Source organism: Roseivirga spongicola, from assembly GCF_001592965.1.
Lineage (GTDB): Bacteria > Bacteroidota > Bacteroidia > Cytophagales > Cyclobacteriaceae > Roseivirga > Roseivirga spongicola.
The window spans coordinates 99,318-122,060 of record NZ_LRPC01000001.1 but is presented as its reverse complement, the minus strand read 5'-3'; the positions used below and the strand labels follow the sequence as shown (position 1 = coordinate 122,060).

Below are 22,743 nucleotides of genomic sequence, written 5' to 3'. Positions count from 1 at the left end.
TTATTTTAACATTCAGACACCTTGAAATGCTCAACCGGAGATCTCTTAGAGTAAAAGTAATGCAGACCTTGTTCGCACTCAGTCAGTGCAAAGAGGCAAATTTTAATATCGGACTGGCCGAAATTGAAGAGGCTTTTCAGCCCGATCTTAATTCAATGGAGCCACAAGACAAGGTTCAATTAAAGGCAGATAGCAAGCAGGCCAAAAGCATCCTTAATCATAGGGTGAATGGAGCTCCTCTTAAAGATTCAGAAGAGGTTTCTCCTAAAGTGGAGGCCGCTGCAGCACTTGCCTACAAGAATTATATTGAGAATTCTAAAAAAGATCTTGAAAGACTCAAGAAGGACATGTTCCTAGATGCGGAGTCTTTGATAGATTATTTTCTTTGGGTGATTGGCCTTGTTATCACTTGGTCCGACCAAAGCAAAATTGAAGCAGACAAAAAGCAAAAGCTTTCTCCAGAAAGATTGCTAAGCGGAGATTTCAATCTATCCAAAAACAGAGTTATAGACTTCTTCAGAAAAAGCTCCAAGGTTCAAGTAGCCATGGTTAAAAAGAATATTAGCTGGGAAGAGGAAGAAGATAATTATAAAAATTGGTACAAAGAGGTAGTTAAGAAAGACGAGACCTTTAGTGCTTACCGTAGAATTGCTAACCCTTCATTTGAAGAGGATAAGGAGTTGGTAGAGTACTTGGTGAAAGATCTGATTTTCAAGACAGAGGTTATTCTTTCTTTCTTTGAGGAGAAAGACATTCATTGGAAGGAAAACAAACCAATTGTAAGGAGTTTGGCAGCAAGATCTATCAGAGATGTTGAGGCAGACTCTGATCATAAAGATTTTGAGCTTCCAGACTTCTCCAACAACTGGGACGAAGACAAAGACTTCTTCGAAAAGATACTCGACAGCACTGTAGAAAGTGATAAAGAGTTTTCGCAGATGATAGCTGCCAAAACCAAAAACTGGGAAGTAGATAGGTTGGCAAATACCGATCAGATTATACTGAAAATGGCCATTGCAGAGATGTTGAATTTCAGGAATATCCCTGTTAAGGTCACCATTAATGAGTATATTGAGCTCTCAAAGAATTATAGTACCCCAAAGAGTAAACAATTCGTTAATGGTATTCTAGATGTTATTTCGGCAGAGCTGAAAGAGAAAGGGGAACTTAAAAAGACAGGAAGAGGACTCATAGATAATAAGTAATATGAACAGAGGTTCTAGCAATTTATTGGCGTTTGTTCTTGGTGCAGCAACAGGTGCCGTTATAGGTATTTTGTACGCTCCAGACAAAGGGTCGAATACGAGAGATAAGCTTAGCTATCAGTTAGATAAGTATAAAAAACAACTCGAAGATTTATTAGAAGACTTAGTGAATGGTAAAATCGAGGTTTCATCTATGGCAAAAGAAGAAAGCCAAAAGGTGGTAACTGATGCCAGAAAGAAAGCTGAGCAGTTGTTGACTGACGTAGATGACCTAATAGGCCAAATTAAATCAGGTGAAAAAGCATAAACTTTTATAAGATGAAAACTAAAATTTCTATTCTAAGCTTGGTAGCATTTGTATTAATGCTTTCTGGTTGTGGTAATGCAGAAATGGACAAAAGATTGGCTAACCTAGAAAGAAGAGTTAACCAATTGGAAAATGGAAACGTAGCCAGAGGAACTGTTTCTACTCCATCAACTACAGCTTCATCTCAAGCAGTTGAAAGCAACTTAACTTCAAACGCTTCATTTCAGTGGGAATCTACAGTACATAACTTTGGTACTATTGCCCAAGGAGAAGTTGTGAATTACACTTTCAAATTCACAAACAATGGAACTGAAGATTTAAGAATCCAGAGTACTTCTGCTTCATGTGGATGTACCGTTCCTAACCACACTAAAGAGCCTGTACCTCCAGGGGGAACTGGTGAAATTGTTGTTAGGTTCGATAGTAAAGGTAAGTCGGGTCAGCAGAGCCCTGTAATTACTGTAGTGGCCAACACAAATCCTAAGCAAGTAAGGTTAAGCTTAAGAGGTTTTGTTCAAACCAACGCAGTACCTCAACCATAATTTTTAATGATTTATAGCATACTTGTACAGTCACAGACACCACAAGGTGGGGGTTGGGTGCAGCAGTTGGTTTTATTTGGTGGAATTGCTCTTGTATTCTATTTCTTCATGATTCGTCCGCAACAGAAAAAGCAGAAGGATCAGAAGAACTTTATCAATGAGATTAAAAAGGGAGACAGTGTAGTAACCATTGGTGGTATGCACGGAAAAGTGTTTGCTCTTACTGACGATACTGTAACAGTGGAGGTAGATAAAGGAGTGAAGCTTACGTTTGAGAAGTCTTCCATTTCATTAGAAGCTAGTAAAAGGGCCAATGAGAAGGCATAGTCTTGAGCAAGGCTGAAGAAATACTAGAAAAACTTAAAAGGTCTTTCAATACACCAAGTAAGAAAGACGAAAGATTGAAGGTGGTATTGATATGTGTTTTCATATCTACCACCTTTTGGTTTTTTAATGCGCTCAATAAGAGCGACTATGTTACTCGCATTAATTATCCGATATCAATAGAGTTTGATGAGGATAGTTACGTGGCTACAGCACCACTACCTACAAAAATTCCTGTTGAAGTTACAGGCGGAGGTTGGGATCTAATGGCCCGTTATTTTGGGTTAAAAATGAATGCGTTAGAGGTTAGGGTAGAAAGACCAAGCGAGAGCAGTTACGTTTTGGCTTCTAGTATACGTCCTGAAATTGCACCTAACTTGGAGCCTATTGTCATCAATTACTTCCTTCAAGATAGTATCAAATTTCAAATAGAAAGAAAGGTTACCAGAGAAGTTGTACTGGCATATGATACTGCTCAAATCTCGTTAGATGAAGATTTGGTTATGGCATCTAAGGTAGAGCTGTCTCCTCCAACAGTTGAGCTTACTGGGCCAGAATCTATGCTTAATGACTTAGGAGATACTTTATTCATTCAAGAAGAGATAAGCGATGTGTCAGAAGATTTTCAACGTTCTGTGAATTTGCCAGAATTACCAGAGCTAGTGTCTACTTCTTTGAGTTCAGTGGAGGCTAGCTTCTTGGTGGTACAGTTACTTTCTATAGATGTCTCTATTCCTTTAGAAAAGAGAAACTTCCCTAATAACTGGGAGTTATTACCCACTAGAGCTCAGGTTTATTACAAAGTTCCAGAAACTAGTTTCGATGTAGCCGATACCACAGGGGTTCGGGTTTTTGCTAATTTCCGTCAGATGGAAGCAGATTCAACCATTGCAATAGAATTTCAGGTGCTAAATAAAGAGTTTCGAGAGGTTCGTGTATTCCCTAAAACGGTTAAAGTAAAGAAGAATGAGTAAACCTGTTTTAGTAGGGATTACCGGAGGTATTGGCTCAGGGAAATCAATATGCAGCCATTTGTTTCAGTTATTGGGAGTGCCTGTATATAATTCAGATAATCAAGGCAAAAGGCTAATGGTAGAAGATACCCAGCTGATTGACTCTATTAAGGCTGAGTTTGGCTCAGAAAGTTATTTCGATGACGGATCTTTAAATCGAGAGTATTTGGCTGCGGAGGTTTTTCCCAATAAAGAGCGATTAGAAGTGCTGAATGCACTGGTGCACCCTGCTGTAGGGAGAGACTTCGAATATTGGATTAGTCAGAACTTAGGCCATCCTTATTTGCTTAAAGAAGCAGCACTGCTTTATGAAACAGGCATTTATCAGAAGTTGGATAAGAATGTTTGTGTACTAGCTTCAAAAGAAGTTAGGATGGAAAGGGTGCTTCTCCGCGATGAACAGCGAGGTAAAGAGCAGGTAGAGAACATTATGGGAAAGCAGGTTTCAGATAATCAAAGAAAGAAATTGAGCGACTTTTTAATCCAAAACTCTGGCGAGGAACTCTTAATACCCCAAGTACTCAAAATTCATCAGTCTTTATTAGACTTTTCTTCTAAGAGAGCTTAGGCTGATTTGATCTGCATAGAATTTCATTCTTGAATGGCCGTAGTCCAACGGTTGAATGGTCTCTATTTTATCTAGTTTGTGATTGTAGAAGACCTCAATGAGCTGATCTTCCATTAAGTAAAGGTTTACTTTATACCCGTAGTAACGAATGGCCAACTGAAAGGTGCCATTTCTGTAAAGAGTCTGAATCTGTTCAGAGAGTGGTAGTTGGAAGAAATGATTAAGCCCCTTATTCATGCAATCGAAGATAAGGAAAACTGTAGAGGCTTAGAAGTGTAGTGTATGATAAAAGAGGTTTTTAGGAGGGCAAGGTGCTTTGTAAGTGAAAATGTAAGCGCCCTTTCCACAATATTCGTTTAGGGTAGATTTGAATATAAACGGATACTTAGTGAGCTTCATTACTAAACCCATCGAATGCTTGAAGGAATCGGTTCTCCAATACTTGAAGTGTTTGCATTCATAATCGTTTCTAACCTTGCCTGCAACTTTTACTATGTCTTCACTCGTGGCAATTCCTACTTTCCATATGTACTTCTGATCCATCACTAACATATTGGAATCAATCCACTGCTTGATTTCATCCAATAGGTTTTTATCGGTCAGGTTATAATCAAGTACATGTGACAAAGCATGAGTTGTCTTCATTAAGTCAGTCAGATTAAAATGAGTCAAATAAATTTTACAGGCGGCTACTTTAAAAGCAACTCTCACGAAAGAAAGATTTAACGCGCACAAAATCAAGTATATACATGCTTAATTTGAAGAAAGTTTAAACACTTTTACGAGCGGTGAGTTTGCAGTGCTCATGAAATCGGTTGCAATAAATACCAAGTTTTAGGTATTGAGAAAATTTTAATCCGTAACTATCTATGCATTTGTAGTTATAGAGGAGTGATATCAATGCTTAGGTCAACCGGTTATAAACAGCTTATTAGAATATTGAAAGGGGAAGATCTTGAATTCAGGATTACTCAATATGCTATTAAGGTGTCTGGTGTGGTGGTGCTTGAAGATATGGTATTTCCTCATGCGCTGACCTTTCGCAATTGCCAATTCGATCAGGTTGAATTTAGAAACTGTAAGTTCCTTGGTGATATTTCCTTCAAGGGTTCTAGGCTCAACCGTTTAACCTTTTCTGGCTGCCAGTTGAAAGATGTGGATGTAGAGAAGTGTCATACCCAGAAGATTAGCTTGGTAAATTCAGTTCAGGTTCAAAAATTTCATATTGGAGCATCTGATATCAACCATATAGAAATAACAGGTAACCCCGCTTTTGAAGCTTTTGAAGTAGCTTGTGAAAACAATATTCTTACGGCACTGATAGAGAATAATGGTCAATCTTCAAAAAACAGTTTTAAGTCTACTATATATATATGCCCAGAGAGGTTTGATCAGATGACCTTAAAAAACAACAGGTCGGAGATTCTTCATGTTGGTACCATTGGGCAGTTTTCTTCTTTCGAAATTGATGGCTATAACGCCAATCTAGTATTGTTTTCTAATTGCAATGGAAATAATGCCAATGTTCATTTTCAAGGCCTACAGCCGATAGATGTAGATTCGGCCTCTGTGTGCATTGTAAATTCAGATAGGGTTTTGGAGCTAAGGCAGTCAGGTGTTTTCAATAGCTTTAGAAACATTAAGAATTACGAACAGCCACTTCAGCATCGCAATTACGCTCGTATAGCTGGTTAATTACTTTTGTCGCTATACCAATTCCGCTATTCTTTATTAGAGCCTAATCAAGAACTCAAAATGTAGCTTTGCAATCTGCTCGAGTATCTTGCCATTCGGATATTTATCCATGGACTGATGGATAATCATCCTATATTTGATGAATAGCTATTCCAAAATACTGAAACGCGCAACATGTTCTGGATAGGATACGACATTGGTAGCTCCTCTATCAAGGCAGCTCTCGTAGATGCTGGCACGGGTAAAGTTCATAAGACTGTTCAATATCCCGAACAGGAAATGGTTATCCATTCGCCAAAAAATGGTTGGGCAGAACAAGACCCTGAGTCTTGGTGGTTCAACCTATGTCAGGCTACAAAGAAATTACTGAACGAGTCAGAGGTCAGCGGTACATCTATTAAAGGAGTAGGTATTTCTTACCAGATGCATGGTTTGGTTTTGGTAGATAAGCAAATGGAAGTTTTACGGCCTTCAATCATTTGGTGTGATAGTCGGGCGGTTAAAACAGGTCATGAGCTGCTTCAATCCTGTGGGGAAGAAAAGTGCATTAATCGTCTTTTGAATTCTCCCGGAAATTTCACGCTTTCTAAACTGAAGTGGGTTAAAGATAATGAACCAGAGGTATTCGAGCGGGTGCATAAATTCATGTTGCCTGGAGACTTTATAGCATTAAAGTTAACAGGTACTTGTTCTACTACTATTTCAGGGCTGAGTGAAGGTATTGTGTGGGACTTTAAGGAAGAAGTGCCTGCCAATTGGCTATTAGATGTTGCCGGCATTGACAGGAGTTTAATTCCAGAGCTTGTAGATACTTTTTCAGACCAAGGTAAACTTAGCGAACAAGCGGCTAAAGCCACGGGGCTCCCTATGGGTATTCCTGTAATGTATAGAGCTGGTGATCAGCCAAACAATGCAATGGCACTCAATGTAATGCAGCCTGGCGAAATTGCCGCTACGGGAGGCACATCAGGAGTTGTATATGCTATTACTGACCAAGCTACTACCAGGGAAGGCGAAAGAATCAATTGCTTTGCACACGTCAATCATAGCAAAGCTGAAAAGAGAATTGGTAAAATGCTGTGCATTAATGGTACAGGAATTCAGTATAGTTGGATGCGTAAACAAGTTGCGGCAAATAGCTCTTATCAGGAGCTAAACGCAATGGCTGAGTCTATTGGTATTGGCTCAGAAGGCTTAAGAATTCTGCCTTTTGGCAACGGTGCTGAAAGAATGCTTTACAATGAAAACCGAGGAGCAAGAGTGCTTAATCTCAATTTTAATTTGCACACAAAGCAACATTTGCTCAGAGCATCTCTTGAAGGGATAGCCTTTAGCTTTGTGTATGGCCTAGAAATATTGAAAGAAGATGGCGTAGCATTATCTTCTATTAAAGCAGGAAATGATAATCTTTTTCAGTCTAGCTTATTCTCAAATACTATTTCGACACTAACAGGAACTTCTATCAAAATAATGGAAACTACTGGTGCTGTTGGTGCAGCAAGAGCTGCTGCAACAGCGTTTGGTGACTTTTCATCATTAGAAGAATCTGTACAAACAGACAAGCAGTGTGGGGTTTATGAACCTATTGCAAACGAGCAAGAGTATTTAGAAGCTTACCATCTCTGGAAAAGAGACTTAAACGAATATATCAACTAAACTTCTAGAAAATGACTTTGATAGGAAACGCGGAATATTTCAAAGGAATTGACAAGATTCAGTTTGAGGGAAGGGAGTCAGATAATCCTTTGGCCTTCAAATACTATGATGAAAATAAAGTGGTAGCAGGAAAAACCATGAAGGAGCACTTCAGGTTTGCTATTTCTTATTGGCACACATTTACTGGCGTAGGAGGAGACCCTTTCGGAGCACCTACCCAAAACTTTCCATGGCTTCAGAATACAGATCCATTGCAGCAGGCCAAAGATAAAATGGATGCTGCCTTTGAGTTTATCACCAAAATTGGTGCTCCATTCTATTGCTTTCACGACTTTGATCTAATTGCCGAAGGATCAAATTACGCAGAGTCTACTAAGAGACTAGAGTTGATTACTGATTATGCACTAGAAAAACAGAAGGCTTCAGGAGTAAAATTGCTTTGGGGTACAGCTAACTGTTTTAGCCATCCCAGATATATGAATGGTGCGGCCACTAATCCTGATTTTGATGTGGTAGCTATCGCTGGCGCACAAGTAAAGAATGCGCTAGATGCTACTATTAAATTGGACGGAGAAAATTATGTGTTCTGGGGTGGAAGAGAAGGTTATATGTCTCTTTTAAATACTGATATGGGTAGAGAGCAAGACCATATGGCGCGCTTTTTACATATGGCAAAAGATTACGCCAGAAAGCAGGGTTTTAAAGGGACTTTCTTCATTGAGCCTAAGCCTATGGAGCCATCTAAACACCAGTATGACTTTGATGCAGCCACAGTTTTAGGTTTCCTGACTAAATATGATTTGTTGAGCGATTTTAAGTTAAATATTGAGGTGAATCATGCTACGCTTGCTCAGCACACCTTTGAACATGAGCTTCAAGTGGCTGCAGATAATGGACTACTTGGAAGCATTGATGCTAACAGAGGAGATTATCAAAATGGGTGGGATACAGACCAATTTCCTGTAGATGTGTATGAGCTTACACAGGCCATGTTAGTTATTCTTCAAGCCGGAGGCTTTCAAGGAGGAGGTGTCAATTTCGATGCTAAAATCAGAAGAAACTCTACCGAACTAATAGACATTTTTCATGCACATATTGGTGGAATGGATGCTTTTGCCAGAGCCCTGCTCACCGCAGATGCTGTCTTGGAAAAATCACCTTACAAGAAAATGAGAGCTGATCGATATGCTTCGTTCGATTCAGGGACGGGTAAAGATTTTGAAGCAGGAAAGCTTACGCTAGAAGATTTGGTAAGTCATGCTTCGGCCAATCAGAACATTCCTGCCAGAAGTGGTCAGCAGGAGCTATATGAAAATATAATTAATCAATACATTTAAGGGAACGCTCAATAGAAGTGCAGATTTTTGGTGTCTGTGCTCTATAACATATCATAAAAAGATCTTTCGAACTAAACCTCGACTATTTTGAAAACTGAAGAAAAAGTAAATAATCTCTACGTTATCGGACTAACACTGGTAGCCACACTTGGTGGTTTCCTTTTCGGGTTCGATAGTGGAGTAATTAATGGAACGGTAAAAGGGTTGGAGTCAGCCTTTAATGCCGAAGATATTGGCAGTGGGTTCAACGTGGCCTCAATGCTATTAGGTTGTGCTGTAGGTGCCTTTTTTGCGGGGCGCTTGGCCGATTTGTACGGGCGTAGATCCATGCTCATTGTTTCGTCTGTCTTCTTTATTATTTCCGCCTATGGATCTGGAATTGCAGGTTCTTCAGGTGAGTTTATAATTTATAGAATTCTTGGTGGTTTGGCTGTTGGTGCCGCTTCAGTAATGGCTCCTGCATACATTGCAGAGATTGCTCCAGCTAAGTATCGTGGTGCTTTAGCAACTATTCAGCAGGTAGCCATCATTATTGGTTTATTCCTTTCTTTCTTGAGTAATTATCAGCTCGCGAATATTTCTGGCTCGGCCGAAAACCCTCTTTGGTGGGATTTTGAAACTTGGAGATGGATGTTCTGGATGGAAATAATTCCAGCTGCTATCTTCTTCATAAGCTTATTATTCATACCAGAAAGCCCTCGATTCTTAGTGGCTAAACAAAAGCAGACCAAAGCAGAAAAGGTTTTGTCTAAGCTTTATGGAACTGTGGTTGGTAAGCGTAAAGTCACTGAAATTGATGCTTCACTGGCAAAAGATAAGCATAAGCCAAAGTTCTCAGACTTGTACGACAAGGTGAAGGGAAGAGTAAGGCCAATTGTCTGGATTGGAATTGGTTTGGCGGTATTTCAACAGTTTGTAGGCATTAATGTAGTGTTCTACTATGGTGCGGTGCTTTGGCAAGCTGTAGGGTTTGGTGAAAGCGATGCCTTATTAATTAATGTTGTTTCTGGGGCATTAAGTATTGGGGCAGTGGCTGCAGCACTAGTGTTGGTAGATAGAATAGGGAGAAAGCCACTATTGGTTATTGGTTCAATAGGAATGAGTATCACATTGGCCCTTGTGGTTGTTGCTTTTGCTACAGGCTCTTTAGTGGCAGATCCGGTCACTGGAGAGGAGACTCTTCAACTTAGCGATGCCATGGGTATGATGGCCCTAATTGCTGCCAATGCTTATGTGGTGTTTTTTAATGCTTCTTGGGGGCCTGTTATGTGGGTTATGCTAGGAGAAATGTTCCCGAATCAGATTCGTGGTTTAGGCCTTGCAGTAGCTGGTCTAGCACAATGGGGCGCTAACTTCTTGGTTACCTTAACTTTCCCAATCCTCTTGGGTTCAGCTGGTTTGGCATTCGCCTACAGTTTGTACACTATTGGTGCGGTAGTTTCTATCTTCTTTGTAATAAAGTATGTATACGAAACCAAAGGAAAAGAACTAGAAGAGATGACTGCTTAAGCCTAAAGTGGTTAACCGTATAGAGAAGGTCTCCCTGAAAAGGAGGCCTTCTTTTTTGTAATGAACTACCGAAGAGATCAATCTTTTTTAGGCAAGTGTATTTAATGAATGATGAATACCTTAAATCTGTATATTTAGAGTTGACCTTTTTTTACAAAACATGAAACGCAAATGAATTCAGTATTAGAAACAGCTGACTGGGTTGTGCTCGGGCTATACTTCCTCGCATTGATAGGGGTAGCCGTTTGGGTAATAGTCCAGAAGAATAAAAACACGGAAGACTACTTTTTGGCAGGTAGGAACGTTGGGTGGTTTGTTATTGGTGCATCCATTTTTGCCTCCAATATCGGATCTGAACACGTAGTTGGCTTGGCAGGAACTGGGGCCGAGTCCGGAATGCCAATGGCACATTATGAACTGCATGCATGGATTGTGCTCCTGCTTGGCTGGCTATTTTTGCCTTTTTACTTCAGAAGTAATGCCTTTACAATGCCAGAGTTTTTGGAAAAGAGATACGATAGCCGTTCTCGATGGTTCCTTTCTATCTTCTCTCTTGTAGGCTATGTTATCACCAAGGTTTCAGTAACCATTTATGCAGGAGGTATCGTGGTGTCGGAGTTATTGGGTATTCCTTTTTGGTACGGTGCCATTGGAGTGGTGTTGTTCACTGGATTATATACCGTGATTGGCGGAATGAAAGCAGTGATCTATACGGAAACACTACAAACGGTTGTGCTTATTTTAGGCTCTGTAGTAATTACTGTTTTAGGTATGCAAGCCGTGGGTGGCTGGGATGAATTACAAGCAACAGTTCGTGCTACAAGCCCTGATCATTTTAATATGTGGAGGTCAGCTTCTGATCCTGATTTTCCTTGGACGGGTCTGCTCATTGGCGGAACAATAGTTGGGGTGTGGTATTGGTGTACCGATCAGTACATTGTTCAGCGTACGCTGGCTGCCAATAATATTAAAATAGGACGAAGAGGTGCTATTTTCGGAGCTTACCTTAAAATACTTCCAATCTTTATCTTTCTTATCCCAGGTATTATTGCTTATGCTTTAAACCAGAAAGGGTTGATTGAACTAGGTAGAGCAGATGAGGCTTTTCCAACCCTAGTAAAGGCATTGTTACCTGTTGGGTTGAAGGGCTTAGTAGCTGGTGGTTTAATGGCTGCTCTAATGAGTTCGTTGGCGTCTGTTTTTAACTCATGTTCAACCATTTTTACAATAGATATTTACAAGAAACTCAAGCCTCAAGAGTCAGAGAAGAGATTGCTTACAGTAGGTAGGTATGCCACAGGTATAGTGGTTGTTTTAGGTATAGTGTGGATTCCTATTATGGATAAAATTGGCGGTGGGGTTATGTACCAGTACCTTCAAAGTGTACAGTCTTATATAGCTCCACCAATTGCAGCGGTATTTGTTTTAGGTATTCTTTGGAAACGAATGAATTCTAAGGGTGCAATTATTACGCTATTTGCAGGTTTAGTGGTGGCTATATTAAGAATTGCTTCGGAGTTAATTTATTCAGACCAAATAGCTCAGTTCAAAGAAACGGGTGTTCATGTAGCATCTGGAATGCTTTATCATTATGCTCGAATCAATTTTGCGAACATGGCTATTTTTATGTTCTTGTTTTCAGCAATTGTACTTATTGTGTCGAGCTTGGCCACTGCCAGCCCGAATTACGCCAATATTCAGGGGTTAGCTTTTGGCACGCTTTCCGATGAGCAGAAACAGCTCAAAAAGGGGAGTTTTACATGGGTGGATATACTTTTTTCAGTACTTCTTGTTATTGTTGTAATATCGATATTAACCTATTTTACTGGTTGATTACTGTAATTAGTTATAAAGTAAAAGGCTGTCTTCCTCAGACAGCCTTTTTTGTTATAAACAAGTAATTGTTATGCTTCAACTAATTGAATATTCAACTGAAGCTTCACATTATCCCCAACTACAACTCCTCCAGCTTCAGTAACCATGCTCCAAGTGAGTCCGAATTCTTTTCTGTTGATAGAACCTGAGATTTCGAATCCTGCCTTGTTTTGTCCGTAGCCATCTACCATGGTTCCTCCATGTTCTACATTTAACTCAACTTCTTTTGTTGTGTCCTTAATAGTTAAAGGGCCAACTAGCTTATACCCGTCATCCGATACCTTTTTTAGATTACCCTTGAAAGAAATGTTAGGGTGGTTTTCTGAGTCAAAGAAATCTCCGCTCTGTAAGTGAGCATCTCTGTCTTGTTGGTTAGTGTCAACACTAGCTGTTTCAATGGTAAAAGATGCTTCTGCACCATCAAAATCTTCTGAGGTGGACTCTAGTGAGCCATCGAATTTATTGAATGAGCCAGTTACTGTTGAAATAACCAAGTGCTTTACTTTGAATTGAACCTCGCTGTGCGTTGGGTCAACCTTCCATAGTGTTTTAGTTGTTGCTTCCATGTCGATAATTTTTAACTGTTGATTTATTATGCCTGTAAAACTGTATGTATGTACATATAGTTCAGTCGTTGAGGAAATTTTTCTGAATGGAACTACATTATCCTGAGTTAGATGCTTATTTTTCAATGATCTAACTGACTGAACCTTAAAGCGTAGACATAGTTAGAATTACGTATCTTTCAATTTGATCATCAGATACACATGAAAAAACCAGATATTCCACATAATGAAAAAGCAAGACTGAGCGCGTTGAAGAGTTACCAAGTGCTAGACACTTTGCCTGAGTCTGAGTTTGATGATATTACCCAAATAGCATCAGAAATATGTGGAACTCCCATTGCTTTAATCAGCCTGATCGATGAAAAAAGACAATGGTTTAAGTCGAGAGTGGGGCTAGATGCAGTCGAAACACCCAGAGAAATCAGTTTTTGTGGTCACGCTATTAATGAGCCTGATCGCATTTTTGAGATTCAGGACAGCAGAGAAGATGATAGGTTTAAAGACAACCCCTTAGTAGAAGATGAACCTAATGTGATTTTCTATGCGGGGTCTCCACTAGTAGATCCTAGCGGTCATGTGTTAGGAACATTGTGTGTTATCGATCATGAGCCCAATAACCTTAATGATGGTCAGAAGAGAGCACTTAAGTCTTTAGGCAGGCAGGTGGTTAAACAATTGGTTTTAAGAAAAGAGCTTGCTGAAGTTGAGAAGAATAAATCGCTTTTCCAGACCATGATTGAAGATGCTGGAGATTATGTATTCGAAACTAACCACAATGGAGTTTTCACCTATTGTAATCCTTTAATCTCTAGAGATACTGGCTACTCCGAAAAGGAGTTAATGAGCATGAGCTATCTAGACTTGGTTCATCCCGATGATATTGACAGGGTGCGAGGTTTTTATTTGAATGAGATTAAAAGTGGCAAGAGCGAGTCTTACATTGAATTTCGGATTCGCTTGAAGAAAGAATCCGATTTAGGCGGTCTAATTGTTGGTCAAAAATCTCAGATTAAGTATTCAGGCAAAAAAATGGCCAGTGTAAGAGCCATTGCCAGAAACATAACCGAAAAGCGTGAGCTTCAAGAAAAGCTCAACGAGAAGTCTAATTTACTTCAGATTATAACAGATACTTCCCAAGATATTGTTTGTCTACATGACTTGAGGGGACGCTATACTTATGTGTCTCCTTCCATTTATGAAAATTTAGGCTACAGTGCTGATGAAATTATAGGTAAAACGCCTTATGATCTTATGCACCCCGATGATAAAGGGCGAGCCATGGAAGAAGCGCATAGACCATTGTTAAAAGGGGATAGGCGTAATTACTTGGAGTACAGGTTAAGGCATAAGAACGGAGATTATATCTGGTTTGAGTCTATTTCTACAGCTATAGAGAATAGTGAGGGGAAAGTGACAGCCATCCGCTCCGCTACAAGAAACATTCAAATCAGAAAGCAACAAGAAGATATTATTAGCGATCAGAATTCGCAATTACAATCTTTCGTTTTGGCCACACCAGCGCCAGTTGCCATGTTCGATAATGATGTGAAGTACTTGGCCCATAGTAGAGAATGGCTTAAAACTTATGGGCTTGAAGGGCGAAAAGTAATAGGTGTGAGTCATTACGAGATTTTCCCTGAGATAGGAGAAGAATGGAAAAAGATTCATGAGGAGTGTCTTTCAGGGGTGACTCATAAGAAAGATGAGGATCCTTTTGAGAGAGAAGATGGAAGTATTCAATGGCTTAGATGGGAAGTGAAGCCATGGTACTTAGAGAATGGCGGTATTGGAGGGATTATAATGCTTACTGAAGATATTACAGAAAGTAAGCGTCAAGAAATTGAGCTGCGCGATGCCAAGGAGAGGGCAGAAGTGGCTTCACAGGCTAAAGCCAATTTCATGTCTGTAATGTCTCATGAAATTCGCACCCCACTTAACGCGGTAATTGGCATGTCTCATTTGCTAATGCAAGAAAACCCGAGAGAAGATCAGTTGCCTGGGTTAAAGATCATCAGGTTTTCTGGAGAAAATCTATTGAGTTTAGTCAATGACATTCTGGATTACAATAAGATAGAAGCGGGTAAGGTGGAGTTAGAAGAAATCAGCTTCAATCTGGAAGAGCTCATCAATAATATTAAACAGGCTCATTCATTCAGAGCAGAAGAACGGGCAGTAGATCTCAAACTGTTCTTCGATAGCGACTTGCCTAAAGTGGTTATGGGTGACCCTGCAAGACTCTCACAAGTAATTAATAACCTGCTCAGTAACGCAGTGAAGTTTACCAAAGAAGGAAGCGTTAGAATAACCATAGAGCAGACCAAAAGAAGAGATAATAAAGTAGAGGTCTACTTTGAGTTTAAAGATACTGGTATAGGAATTTCTGAGGCTAACCTGCAGAAGATATTCGATCGTTTTGTGCAGGCGGAATCTAACATTACCAGAAATTTTGGTGGCACCGGCTTAGGGTTATCTATTACCAAGAGACTATTAGAAGCAATGGGTGGAGAAATATCTGTGAATAGCAGGCTAAATAAGGGATCAACTTTCTACTTTAGCCTGATTTTTCCCATCAGTGAAGAATCTTCCATAGACTCAGAATTTAATATGCTTGGTGTGAATACCTCTGACTTACCTAAAATTGAAGGCCATGTGTTGCTTGTTGAAGACAATGCGGCTAATCAACTGGTAGCCTCAAAATTCCTCAATAACTGGGGTGTAGAGGTAGATATTGCCGCTAATGGTAATGAAGCCATTGAAGAGGTGACCAAAAAGAAGTACGACCTTATTCTAATGGATTTGCAGATGCCAGAAAAAGATGGGCTTACGGCATGCGGAGAGATTAGAGCCATGGATGGATCATATTACCGAGAAATCCCAATATTGGCTTTAACGGCATCTTCAGATAATAGTACCTTGGCTCGAATTCGTGATTTTGGAATGAATGATGTAATTATTAAGCCATTTAACCCGAGTGAACTCCATGCCAAAATCAAAAAGTTTATTTCCGGAATTCATGAGTTAAAGGCACAAGGTGTGCCTGCTTTAAACGATAGTTTGCCTGATAAAGAGAAGGTAAAGATGAACTTGGTGGCCATTGGTCAAGATGACTACGAGTTTATGGTTAGCTTACTTGATAACCTACTTGAGAATTTCGAAGAATTTATGGAGAAGTTTCCCAAGTTTATTGAGTCAAAAGATCCATCCGCAAGTCATTTGCTGATACACAAAATGAAGGTGACCTTTAGAACCTGTGACGCAGATAGCCTTTTAGATAGTGCAAACTTCTGTGTTCAAACACTAGACCATGAAGAACAAAGCCCAGTTTTGCCGAAGATCATGAGTACGTGTGAAACTTGTGTAAATGTGCTGAAAGAGTTGAGAAGCGACTTTCAGGCAAGTATAAAGAACTAATTATACTCTTGGCGTCTAGGCTCTAAGGCTTGACCTAACCATTCCGCTAAAAACTGGACAAAGTCCTTTTGCTTATCGCTAAACACTTGCTCTCTAGGTGGTACGCTAGAGAAATTAATGGTGCCTTTGATGTCATTTTCGATTCGGTAAACGTCTCCTATGTAAGATTCAATTTTGAAGCTTTTATAACAAGGGTGAAGTTTGTGTTCAGACCTAGACATGTGGTCTATGGTTACTAGCTCACCTTTTTTATAGGTCAAATCGCAATAAGTGTTGCCCAGCTCAAAAACCGTTTCTATTTCTAGCCCAATGTCTATGGGGTGAACAGATTTTACGGTGTAAGTTTCGCCTTTTATATTACTAATAATTCCAACATCGGTTTCGGTAACTTGGCAACCTAGCTTCAAGGCTAAATTCAGTTTGTCTTCTAATGAGCCAGACGACTCTAGTAGACTTTGTTTCAATGAAAAAATATTCTCCATAACAGAGTTAGTACTGGTTGAGGTTGATAAAAAAGTAGGCTCAGAAGCTTGATACTACTCCTGATTAACAGGTAGGCGTACTACAAATTCAGAGCCTTTACCAAGTTCCGAATTTATTTTTACTTTGCCACCTAGGGCGTCCAAACATCTCTTCATAATCGACATGCCAATGCCTGTTCCTTCTATAGAACCAACGTTTTCACCACGATAGAACCGGTAGAATATTTGTTCTATATCACTTTCAGACATCCCAATTCCCTTGTCTTTGAAAGACATAATTAGACTGTCCATTTCTCGGTGTACAGAAATTAAGACTTCATCTTGGGAGTATTTACAAGCATTCGAAACAATGTTTGAGATTATCAGACGGAAGAGCCTAGGGTCCGTTTCAATAAGCTCATCATCCAATTGTATATCAATATCAATTGTTCGCCCTTGGCATACCCCTAGCTTAAGCTCAGAGACTGTTGCTTTGAGAACTTCAGTAACATTTACCTGTTCAATGACCACGTTGTAAACTTCGTTTACGTTTTCTTCAACCATTAATATTCTGGTGAGCAGCTCTGCTAAATGATCTACAGCATCTTCAATACGTTTAGAATGCTTCACGTTCATTTTGTCGAATCGCTCTCTTTCAATTAGCGTTGTAAGGAATTGAGCAGAAGATCTAATGGTGCTCAGTGGGGTTTTAAACTCGTGAGATAGGTTGGAAATTATGCTCGACTTCAGTTTGCCGAACTTCTTCTCTTTGTTTAGCGACTCTTCTAATTGCCGCTGTACTTTCTCACGCTGAGCCATTTCTTTTACCAGCTCGCGAACAGTTTCATTCAGCTCTTTTGTTCTTTCTTTAACCTTTTTGTCTAGGCTACTTAGAAGCTCGTTGAGCTCATTTTCCTTTTTGTTTTTATAGAAAGCTAACTCTAATACAGCCCGAAGTTCTCGTTGTTCAAAAGGCTTCTGAATGTAAGCATCAGGCTTGGCATCCATTATCTTCTGGAGGCTTTCTTCATCTTCAGCAGAAGTAATGAATATGTTTGAGGTTCGCTTTATTTCGGCCAGTGCTAGAGATAGATCTCCCCCATCTAAATCTCCCTGTATATTGAAGTCCATGATGATAACATCTGGCAGCTCCTTCTTGAAAATTTCTATGGCATCGTGCCCATTTTGCACATTGCCAACAACCTCGTAGCCCAAACGTTCTACGGTTCTTTGAAGCACTGTGGCGCTGAAGCGTTCATCTTCAACAATCATTAACCTGCCTTTTGCCATCAAATCAGTATTTTGGGTTAACTTTTTTTATAACTTACTAAAGTATAAGTAGGGTTTAAATTTCAGTATGAAAAAAATACTTGTAATCGAGGATAATGAAGCTCTTAGAGACAATATAGAGGAAATTCTTGAATTGGAGGGTTTCGATGTCATCGCAGCGAGAAATGGAGAGGAGGGAGTACACAAGGCACAGGAGTTTCTTCCCGATTTAATTGTAAGCGATGTTAATATGCCTTTAATGGATGGCTTTGAGGTTTTGGCTGCCCTGAGAGACGATTCGTCACCTAAAACTAAAACCATCCCATTTATATTTCTGACAGTTAAAAAGACGCTTCAAGACATTCGAACTGGGATGAAACTTGGAGCCGATGACTATTTGCCCAAACCGTTTAATAACTCAGAACTAGTAGAAGCAGTAAATAAGCGCTTGAAAATGCGTCATGATATTGTCGCGGAAGAAACGGAGAAATACGATGAGTTGAAGAACGTAGTAGGCCTGCCAATAACCGAGGTTATTGATGAGCCACTAAAAAATATTGAGCGCCTTGCGAACCTGTTGAGCGGAGATACCGCAGAGATTATTCTCTCTGATGTGGCTGAAATTGCCAAGCTCATAGAGAATGATGCTCATAAGCTTAGAAAAAACATAATTAAGATCATTTACTTCTACAGGGTAGAGGCCCTTAAGAAAAATGAAGAAGAGTTGGCAACCCTTCGCGAACTGAAAACTGAAGAGCCAGCCAATCAAATAAAACTCATAAGTGAAGAGTTGGCTACCGATTTTGGGAGAAATACGGATTTGTATGTACATGCTGATAGCTCTACACTTCTTTTTCCGGAAGAGTTTTTAAGGTTCTGTATTAAAGAACTGGTAGAAAATGCCTTTAAGTACTCTGCCAGAAATTGCCCAGTAAAAGTAATGGGTTCAGTAGATAACGGGTTTTACAACATTACCGTGCAAGATCAGGGAATTGGTTTCGCCAGTTCGTCTATGGATCAGATTAGGCCTTATGCCAAGCTTTCTAAAAGTAAGTATGTAAGCGAAGGTCTTGGTTTAGGGTTGTACAATATAAAATGCCTAGTAGAGCTGTTCGATGGTTCCATTGAAATGGAAACTGAAAGTGGTGCTGGTACAGCCATATCCATATTGTTGAAAACAGCTTAAACAAAGCTTTATAGTTTACCGTGTTTCAGGGCTTTGTCAGAAGTTTTGGCAGGGTTCCATGCGTCTTTGTAAGACGAGTAAAAGTACATTTCTTTGATGTACGCCATCAGTCTCACTATCCTCATAAAATAGCCACTATAGATAGATTTAAGCGGAATGTAAAGTAGAAGCTTGGTCTCTTGCTTCCATCGCTCGGAAATGGCCAGTAGTGAGAAGAACTGCAAGAAATTGATGGCTGTATAAATAATGAGCTTAATGATAATGATGAAGACAATGGTTTCCGGAAAATGTATGATAATATCTATCATGTAGAATAGCCATAAGAAGGCAAATACTACATTGAAAAGAACATTTTCTAGAGAGGAGAAGAAGTTGAGCCAAGTGAAACTTTGGGTAGGTAAAAACACATCGATGTGTTTTCTGAGCCTAAACCTAATGATCGACTTACTCCATCTTAACCGTTGTTTTGCCAGCTTACTGAACTTTGTTGGTACGTTAGTCAGGCAAATGGCTCGGTCTTCAAAGACTACTTTATACCCCATTTTCCTGAATTTTTGGGTTACATCTCCGTCTAAACCAGGGCCTATATCCCAGCCTCCAATTCTTTTTAATGCATCGGTTTTAAAAGCACCAAAAGCACCAGAAATTATTCTATAAATACCCAAATAGGAGGTGATGATTCTACCAACAGATATGGACATAAGATACTCTATGGCTTGCATGGTAGCGGCCAAACTTTCATCGCTGTTTCTAACTTTCAGATTGCCACCTACACAGCCTATTTTATCGTCTAAATAAAAACGAGTGATTATTCGTTCGATGGCGTTTCTATCTAAAGAGCTGTCTGCATCTAGGTGTAAGATATACTTACCTTTAGCGTAACGTAGAGCAAGGTTGGCAGCGCTGGCTTTGCCACCTCTTACATGGTTTCTGATGAATAGGTCTATGAGTCCGGCTTTCTCTAGTGACCTGCCAATTATTGGGGTGTCGTCATCAGACCCATCATCCACAATAATAATTTCGTAGTTCTGATAAGTTTGCGCTTCGAGAGACTTTACAAGCTTATAGAGGTTTTTACCTTCGTTTTTTCCAGGGGCGAGTATGCTTACTAAGGGTTGGTCTACCCAAAACCTGTTTTTTGCTTCTCTATATACCTTTCTATCTGAAAACCGCCTCAAATAGAACATTATGAGAATGAAATAATCGAAAAGAAGATACCTCGGTACCTCTATAAAGAAGACATACCAATAAATTCTAATGAATTCATTAACTGATAGTTGGTCGAAATATTGGTAAATCTCTGACCACATTAGAAAATGTTCAGTCGCTCGTTAATCTGTTGTAGCACTGAGCTACCATCCTTGCTGCTATCTAACTCAAAGGTTTCCGAAATAATTTTGTCTTTTTTGCTTCCTTCAAAATTAGACTTCACCCAAATGAGTAAGGCTTGTTTGATCTCATTTATGCGCTGACTTACGGCTTCTTGGCCCTCTTCTGGAGAAATAACTAAGAAGCTATCGTCATTAATGAAGGTTACCACTTCGGTTGGCTTCAATTGAGACTTAAACACCCTTGCAATTTCTCTGCTAAACTCGTTGAAGTTTTCACTGTTCTGTTTTAAGGTAGATGGTGCCAACATTAAGTTTACATAAGTGACGGCACTTGTTTTATTGCTAAGTGACTGTCTCTGGATTTCCATTTGTAGGAAAGTCTTGAATACACTGAGCGACACAAAACCTTCTAGCTCTGTTGGTTCTTTTGTAACCTCTTTGGCTTTACCACTTACCGCAAGATTGGCCCCAGAAGCGGTAAGATTATATTCATTGATGGTGTGGCTTTTAAGTTCGTCTATTGCGCTTACTTGGTGGCAGTTAAAGCAATAGGCTTCCACATTGGGCTCTTGAAATACGTGGCCATTTTCGCACTCGGTAATAAGAGATGGTTTATCATAATCAACTCCTATGTGTCTGAGTTGACGATCGCACTTCGGGCAAGTGAGTTTGTTATTGTCCATAAAGTCCGACTCTGGCCCCACGTAGCCACATACAAAGTGGTGAATGGTGTGCTGAGATTTATGCTTACGCGAGCCGCATTTAGGGCAAACCTCTCTGTAGTTAAGAAAGCCACCATTACAATTTCCGCAAAGGTGAACTTTGTCCATAAAGTCGGCTTTCAACATCCCTTTCTCTTCGCCTACATCTAGAAGGTCAAATATCTCTTGATACTCGAAATACATAATGTTGGCTTCTAAAAATGGGTAAGAGTAACCAGTGTGAGCATTTCTGGTAGCCACTGGAGTTAGTGGTTTGTCTCTAGTGTATAAATAGCGAATGAGTTTAAGTAAAACTTTTCTTCCTGAGAAGTCTGACTTAACTCCTATAATCTCACTAATTCTAGTAAGAATTTGCTCAATCAGAGAAAAGTGAGAAATGACAGAAGGTTCTTTCAGTGCACCGTCAGACAAGGCCAAGTCTCTTGGACGGGCTTCTTTTTCATAGGTGAGTAAAAAACAAGGCATTAAGTACACCTCTTCATAAACGGATGCTCTGATGGCGCTGAGTAACTCAAACGCCCTCTGCTCAGCGTTGTAGTCTATCATAACTACATCGTAGGCAGCTAAGCTCGGTATTTTCACATCCTCATAGTTTTTAACGATGAGGATGTCTAGGCCTTGTTCGCGAAGCACAGCGTTTTGTCTTCTGTCAAAAGCTTTACTTACTTGAAAAACCCCTCCACCAGCTTCAGTGCCCTTCGGTTCAATTGATGTAGAACTATTGTCCATTAGAAAAACCTTCGTTTACGAATTTCAACATTCAGTTTGTCGTTAACCTTCCATTTTTTCTCTTGCTCATTATCTAGAGGTCTAACAATGGCTAGTAATGATCTAACGGAAGCTCGGGTGTCATCTTGATATTCTGGCGGTAGTTTTTCTAATCCGCTGTAAATTTTTTCGATAACTCCTTTGCCTTTTGTTCTGTCTGGGAACACAATAGTGACCAAGTCACCTTCGAAAATGGATCCGTACTCTTTTTGAGGAATATAAGCCCTGATGTAAGTTTCATCTAGTTCAATATTCAGTATGGTTTCGCCCTTATACACCAAATCGTACTTCCTGTAATTAATGTTGGCAATAACTCCAGAAATGGGGGCTTTAAAGGAGGTGAGGCCTCCGCTTTGGCCCATTTGTTCTAATAATGAGCTTTGATACTCCTGTCTGTATTGTGGAAGTTGAGCAAGGTAGCCTCTCCAGTATTTGATTTCTTCACGCAGTACATTGTTTTCGGCTTCTAACCTAATTAGCTCAGATTCATGACTGTCTATTCTACTGGCGTTAGAAACATCGAGAATTACCATGAGCTCTAGTTGCTCAATTTTGCCTCTAATAATCTCTTTTCTTTTCTCGTTTTCTGCTATTTCTATGGTTTTAACCTGAATATTCCGGTTGGCAGTAAAGCGCTCACGGGTTATCCATTCATCAATGGAGCGTGTGGAGTTGGCAAGGGTATTATCAGCTATTCTGAAATCTCTCTCAAAGGTTAATAGAGGTTGTCCTGCTTTTACTTCTTGGTCTTCTTTTACAAAAACATCATCGAGCCTAATGTCATAAGGAAAGAGAACTACATAGCTTTCTTTTACCACCTGGCCAGGGGCTGTTACGAAATAGAAATTTCTAATGAGGTAGAAGACTAGGCTACCCAATACAAAAAAGAGTATTGCCAAGTATACCAGCCTATCCCAGTTGATTCTTTTCTTCCGGATTGGTTCCTCTTCTTGGGCTATGTATTTCTCTTTTTTATTAAAGTCTATCTTTCTCAAAGC

Annotated in this window: 21 protein-coding genes; 13 read left to right on the top strand and 8 right to left on the bottom strand. The window is 39.8% G+C overall.

Annotated features, from left to right (window positions below):
• Positions 1 to 26 precede the first annotated feature (26 nt).
• From nusB to coaE, 6 genes are read left to right on the top strand one after another with little or no spacing between them, the layout of a single operon-like run.
• Positions 27 to 1,205: a transcription antitermination factor NusB gene (gene nusB, locus AWW68_RS00525; RefSeq protein ID WP_068215478.1), complete on the top strand. Its 1,179-nt coding sequence runs from the start codon at positions 27 to 29 to the stop codon at positions 1,203 to 1,205.
• Position 1,206: 1 nt separating this feature from the next.
• A complete protein-coding gene (locus AWW68_RS00520) occupies positions 1,207 to 1,512 on the top strand; it encodes a YtxH domain-containing protein (protein ID WP_068215477.1) in 306 nt (101 codons plus the stop codon).
• An 11-nt stretch (positions 1,513 to 1,523) separates the two neighbouring features.
• The gene (locus tag AWW68_RS00515; RefSeq protein ID WP_068215475.1) at positions 1,524 to 2,054 is read left to right on the top strand and encodes a DUF1573 domain-containing protein; all 531 of its coding nucleotides are present in this window, start codon (positions 1,524 to 1,526) and stop codon (positions 2,052 to 2,054) included.
• A 6-nt stretch (positions 2,055 to 2,060) separates the two neighbouring features.
• On the top strand, positions 2,061 to 2,381 hold the full coding sequence (gene yajC / locus AWW68_RS00510; protein WP_068215474.1) for a preprotein translocase subunit YajC: 321 nt from the start codon (positions 2,061 to 2,063) through the stop codon (positions 2,379 to 2,381).
• A gap of 2 nt (positions 2,382 to 2,383) precedes the next feature.
• A complete protein-coding gene (locus AWW68_RS00505; RefSeq protein WP_068215473.1) occupies positions 2,384 to 3,352 on the top strand; it encodes a YbbR-like domain-containing protein in 969 nt (322 codons plus the stop codon).
• Positions 3,345 to 3,959, top strand: a complete 615-nt coding sequence (coaE, locus tag AWW68_RS00500; protein ID WP_068215472.1) for a dephospho-CoA kinase — start codon at positions 3,345 to 3,347, stop codon at positions 3,957 to 3,959. The genes AWW68_RS00505 and coaE overlap by 8 nt, the downstream gene beginning before the upstream one ends.
• On the opposite strand, the gene AWW68_RS00495 is transcribed toward coaE, so the two are convergent.
• Together AWW68_RS00495 and AWW68_RS00490 are read right to left on the bottom strand one after the other, a co-directional pair.
• Complete coding sequence (locus tag AWW68_RS00495; protein ID WP_068215471.1) at positions 3,933 to 4,196, bottom strand: hypothetical protein; 264 nt, start codon at positions 4,194 to 4,196, stop codon at positions 3,933 to 3,935. The two genes, coaE and AWW68_RS00495, sit on opposite strands and share 27 nt — an antisense overlap.
• 30 nt (positions 4,197 to 4,226) lie before the next feature.
• A complete protein-coding gene (locus tag AWW68_RS00490; protein ID WP_068215469.1) occupies positions 4,227 to 4,604 on the bottom strand; it encodes a hypothetical protein in 378 nt (125 codons plus the stop codon).
• Positions 4,605 to 4,859: 255 nt separating this feature from the next.
• On the opposite strand from AWW68_RS00490, the gene AWW68_RS00485 reads away from it, so the two are divergent.
• The 5 genes from AWW68_RS00485 to AWW68_RS00465 all read left to right on the top strand — a co-directional run bounded on the left by AWW68_RS00485 (position 4,860) and on the right by AWW68_RS00465 (position 11,989).
• Positions 4,860 to 5,654 (top strand): pentapeptide repeat-containing protein, encoded by a 795-nt coding sequence (locus tag AWW68_RS00485; protein ID WP_068215468.1) that lies wholly within the window; start codon positions 4,860 to 4,862, stop codon positions 5,652 to 5,654.
• A gap of 174 nt (positions 5,655 to 5,828) precedes the next feature.
• The gene (locus AWW68_RS00480; RefSeq protein WP_068215466.1) at positions 5,829 to 7,310 is read left to right on the top strand and encodes a xylulokinase; all 1,482 of its coding nucleotides are present in this window, start codon (positions 5,829 to 5,831) and stop codon (positions 7,308 to 7,310) included.
• Positions 7,311 to 7,321: 11 nt separating this feature from the next.
• On the top strand, positions 7,322 to 8,647 hold the full coding sequence (xylA, locus tag AWW68_RS00475) for a xylose isomerase (protein WP_068215464.1): 1,326 nt from the start codon (positions 7,322 to 7,324) through the stop codon (positions 8,645 to 8,647).
• An 87-nt stretch (positions 8,648 to 8,734) separates the two neighbouring features.
• Positions 8,735 to 10,156, top strand: coding sequence for a sugar porter family MFS transporter (locus tag AWW68_RS00470; RefSeq protein ID WP_089082256.1), 1,422 nt, complete (start codon positions 8,735 to 8,737; stop codon positions 10,154 to 10,156).
• A gap of 171 nt (positions 10,157 to 10,327) precedes the next feature.
• Positions 10,328 to 11,989 carry a sodium:solute symporter gene (locus AWW68_RS00465; RefSeq protein WP_068215461.1) on the top strand — a complete coding sequence of 554 codons (1,662 nt, stop codon included), beginning with the start codon at positions 10,328 to 10,330 and terminating at the stop codon, positions 11,987 to 11,989.
• A gap of 71 nt (positions 11,990 to 12,060) precedes the next feature.
• On the opposite strand, the gene AWW68_RS00460 is transcribed toward AWW68_RS00465, so the two are convergent.
• A complete protein-coding gene (locus tag AWW68_RS00460) occupies positions 12,061 to 12,597 on the bottom strand; it encodes a YceI family protein (protein WP_068215459.1) in 537 nt (178 codons plus the stop codon).
• Between the two features lie 201 nt (positions 12,598 to 12,798).
• Here AWW68_RS00460 and AWW68_RS00455 point away from each other — a divergent pair, with 201 nt between their 5' ends.
• Positions 12,799 to 16,008 carry a PAS domain S-box protein gene (locus AWW68_RS00455; RefSeq protein WP_068215457.1) on the top strand — a complete coding sequence of 1,070 codons (3,210 nt, stop codon included), beginning with the start codon at positions 12,799 to 12,801 and terminating at the stop codon, positions 16,006 to 16,008.
• On the opposite strand, the gene AWW68_RS00450 is transcribed toward AWW68_RS00455, so the two are convergent.
• Positions 16,005 to 16,490 carry a GAF domain-containing protein gene (locus AWW68_RS00450; protein ID WP_068215455.1) on the bottom strand — a complete coding sequence of 162 codons (486 nt, stop codon included), beginning with the start codon at positions 16,488 to 16,490 and terminating at the stop codon, positions 16,005 to 16,007. The genes AWW68_RS00455 and AWW68_RS00450 overlap by 4 nt on opposite strands.
• A gap of 54 nt (positions 16,491 to 16,544) precedes the next feature.
• On the bottom strand, positions 16,545 to 17,759 hold the full coding sequence (locus AWW68_RS00445) for a hybrid sensor histidine kinase/response regulator (RefSeq protein ID WP_157717459.1): 1,215 nt from the start codon (positions 17,757 to 17,759) through the stop codon (positions 16,545 to 16,547).
• A gap of 67 nt (positions 17,760 to 17,826) precedes the next feature.
• Here AWW68_RS00445 and AWW68_RS00440 point away from each other — a divergent pair, with 67 nt between their 5' ends.
• A complete protein-coding gene (locus tag AWW68_RS00440; RefSeq protein WP_068215451.1) occupies positions 17,827 to 18,924 on the top strand; it encodes a response regulator in 1,098 nt (365 codons plus the stop codon).
• A gap of 8 nt (positions 18,925 to 18,932) precedes the next feature.
• On the opposite strand, the gene AWW68_RS00435 is transcribed toward AWW68_RS00440, so the two are convergent.
• The 3 genes from AWW68_RS00435 to AWW68_RS00425 are packed head-to-tail and all read right to left on the bottom strand — an operon-like array spanning position 18,933 to position 22,740.
• On the bottom strand, positions 18,933 to 20,234 hold the full coding sequence (locus AWW68_RS00435) for a glycosyltransferase family 2 protein (RefSeq protein WP_068215448.1): 1,302 nt from the start codon (positions 20,232 to 20,234) through the stop codon (positions 18,933 to 18,935).
• Positions 20,234 to 21,706 (bottom strand): TackOD1 domain-containing metal-binding protein, encoded by a 1,473-nt coding sequence (locus tag AWW68_RS00430; protein ID WP_068215444.1) that lies wholly within the window; start codon positions 21,704 to 21,706, stop codon positions 20,234 to 20,236. Before AWW68_RS00430 ends, AWW68_RS00435 begins: the two co-directional genes overlap by 1 nt.
• Entirely contained in the window at positions 21,706 to 22,740 is a 1,035-nt protein-coding gene (locus AWW68_RS00425; RefSeq protein ID WP_068215442.1) for an HlyD family secretion protein, read from the bottom strand. Before AWW68_RS00425 ends, AWW68_RS00430 begins: the two co-directional genes overlap by 1 nt.
• Positions 22,741 to 22,743: the final 3 nt, after the last annotated feature.

What these genes read in the sequence shown, in the direction of transcription:
- AWW68_RS00455 (WP_068215457.1), top strand. Translation starts at nt 12,799, where the DNA reads ATGAAAAAACCAGATATTCCACATAATGAAAAAGCAAGACTGAGCGCG.
- AWW68_RS00450 (WP_068215455.1), bottom strand. Translation starts at nt 16,490, where the DNA reads ATGGAGAATATTTTTTCATTGAAACAAAGTCTACTAGAGTCGTCTGGC.
- yajC (WP_068215474.1), top strand. Translation starts at nt 2,061, where the DNA reads ATGATTTATAGCATACTTGTACAGTCACAGACACCACAAGGTGGGGGT.
- AWW68_RS00495 (WP_068215471.1), bottom strand. Translation starts at nt 4,196, where the DNA reads ATGAATAAGGGGCTTAATCATTTCTTCCAACTACCACTCTCTGAACAG.
- xylA (WP_068215464.1), top strand. Translation starts at nt 7,322, where the DNA reads ATGACTTTGATAGGAAACGCGGAATATTTCAAAGGAATTGACAAGATT.
- AWW68_RS00435 (WP_068215448.1), bottom strand. Translation starts at nt 20,234, where the DNA reads ATGTGGTCAGAGATTTACCAATATTTCGACCAACTATCAGTTAATGAA.
- AWW68_RS00515 (WP_068215475.1), top strand. Translation starts at nt 1,524, where the DNA reads ATGAAAACTAAAATTTCTATTCTAAGCTTGGTAGCATTTGTATTAATG.
- AWW68_RS00430 (WP_068215444.1), bottom strand. Translation starts at nt 21,706, where the DNA reads ATGGACAATAGTTCTACATCAATTGAACCGAAGGGCACTGAAGCTGGT.
- AWW68_RS00520 (WP_068215477.1), top strand. Translation starts at nt 1,207, where the DNA reads ATGAACAGAGGTTCTAGCAATTTATTGGCGTTTGTTCTTGGTGCAGCA.
- nusB (WP_068215478.1), top strand. Translation starts at nt 27, where the DNA reads ATGCTCAACCGGAGATCTCTTAGAGTAAAAGTAATGCAGACCTTGTTC.
- AWW68_RS00445 (WP_157717459.1), bottom strand. Translation starts at nt 17,759, where the DNA reads ATGGCAAAAGGCAGGTTAATGATTGTTGAAGATGAACGCTTCAGCGCC.
- AWW68_RS00480 (WP_068215466.1), top strand. Translation starts at nt 5,829, where the DNA reads ATGTTCTGGATAGGATACGACATTGGTAGCTCCTCTATCAAGGCAGCT.
- AWW68_RS00465 (WP_068215461.1), top strand. Translation starts at nt 10,328, where the DNA reads ATGAATTCAGTATTAGAAACAGCTGACTGGGTTGTGCTCGGGCTATAC.
- AWW68_RS00460 (WP_068215459.1), bottom strand. Translation starts at nt 12,597, where the DNA reads ATGGAAGCAACAACTAAAACACTATGGAAGGTTGACCCAACGCACAGC.
- AWW68_RS00440 (WP_068215451.1), top strand. Translation starts at nt 17,827, where the DNA reads ATGAAAAAAATACTTGTAATCGAGGATAATGAAGCTCTTAGAGACAAT.
- AWW68_RS00485 (WP_068215468.1), top strand. Translation starts at nt 4,860, where the DNA reads ATGCTTAGGTCAACCGGTTATAAACAGCTTATTAGAATATTGAAAGGG.
- coaE (WP_068215472.1), top strand. Translation starts at nt 3,345, where the DNA reads ATGAGTAAACCTGTTTTAGTAGGGATTACCGGAGGTATTGGCTCAGGG.
- AWW68_RS00490 (WP_068215469.1), bottom strand. Translation starts at nt 4,604, where the DNA reads ATGAAGACAACTCATGCTTTGTCACATGTACTTGATTATAACCTGACC.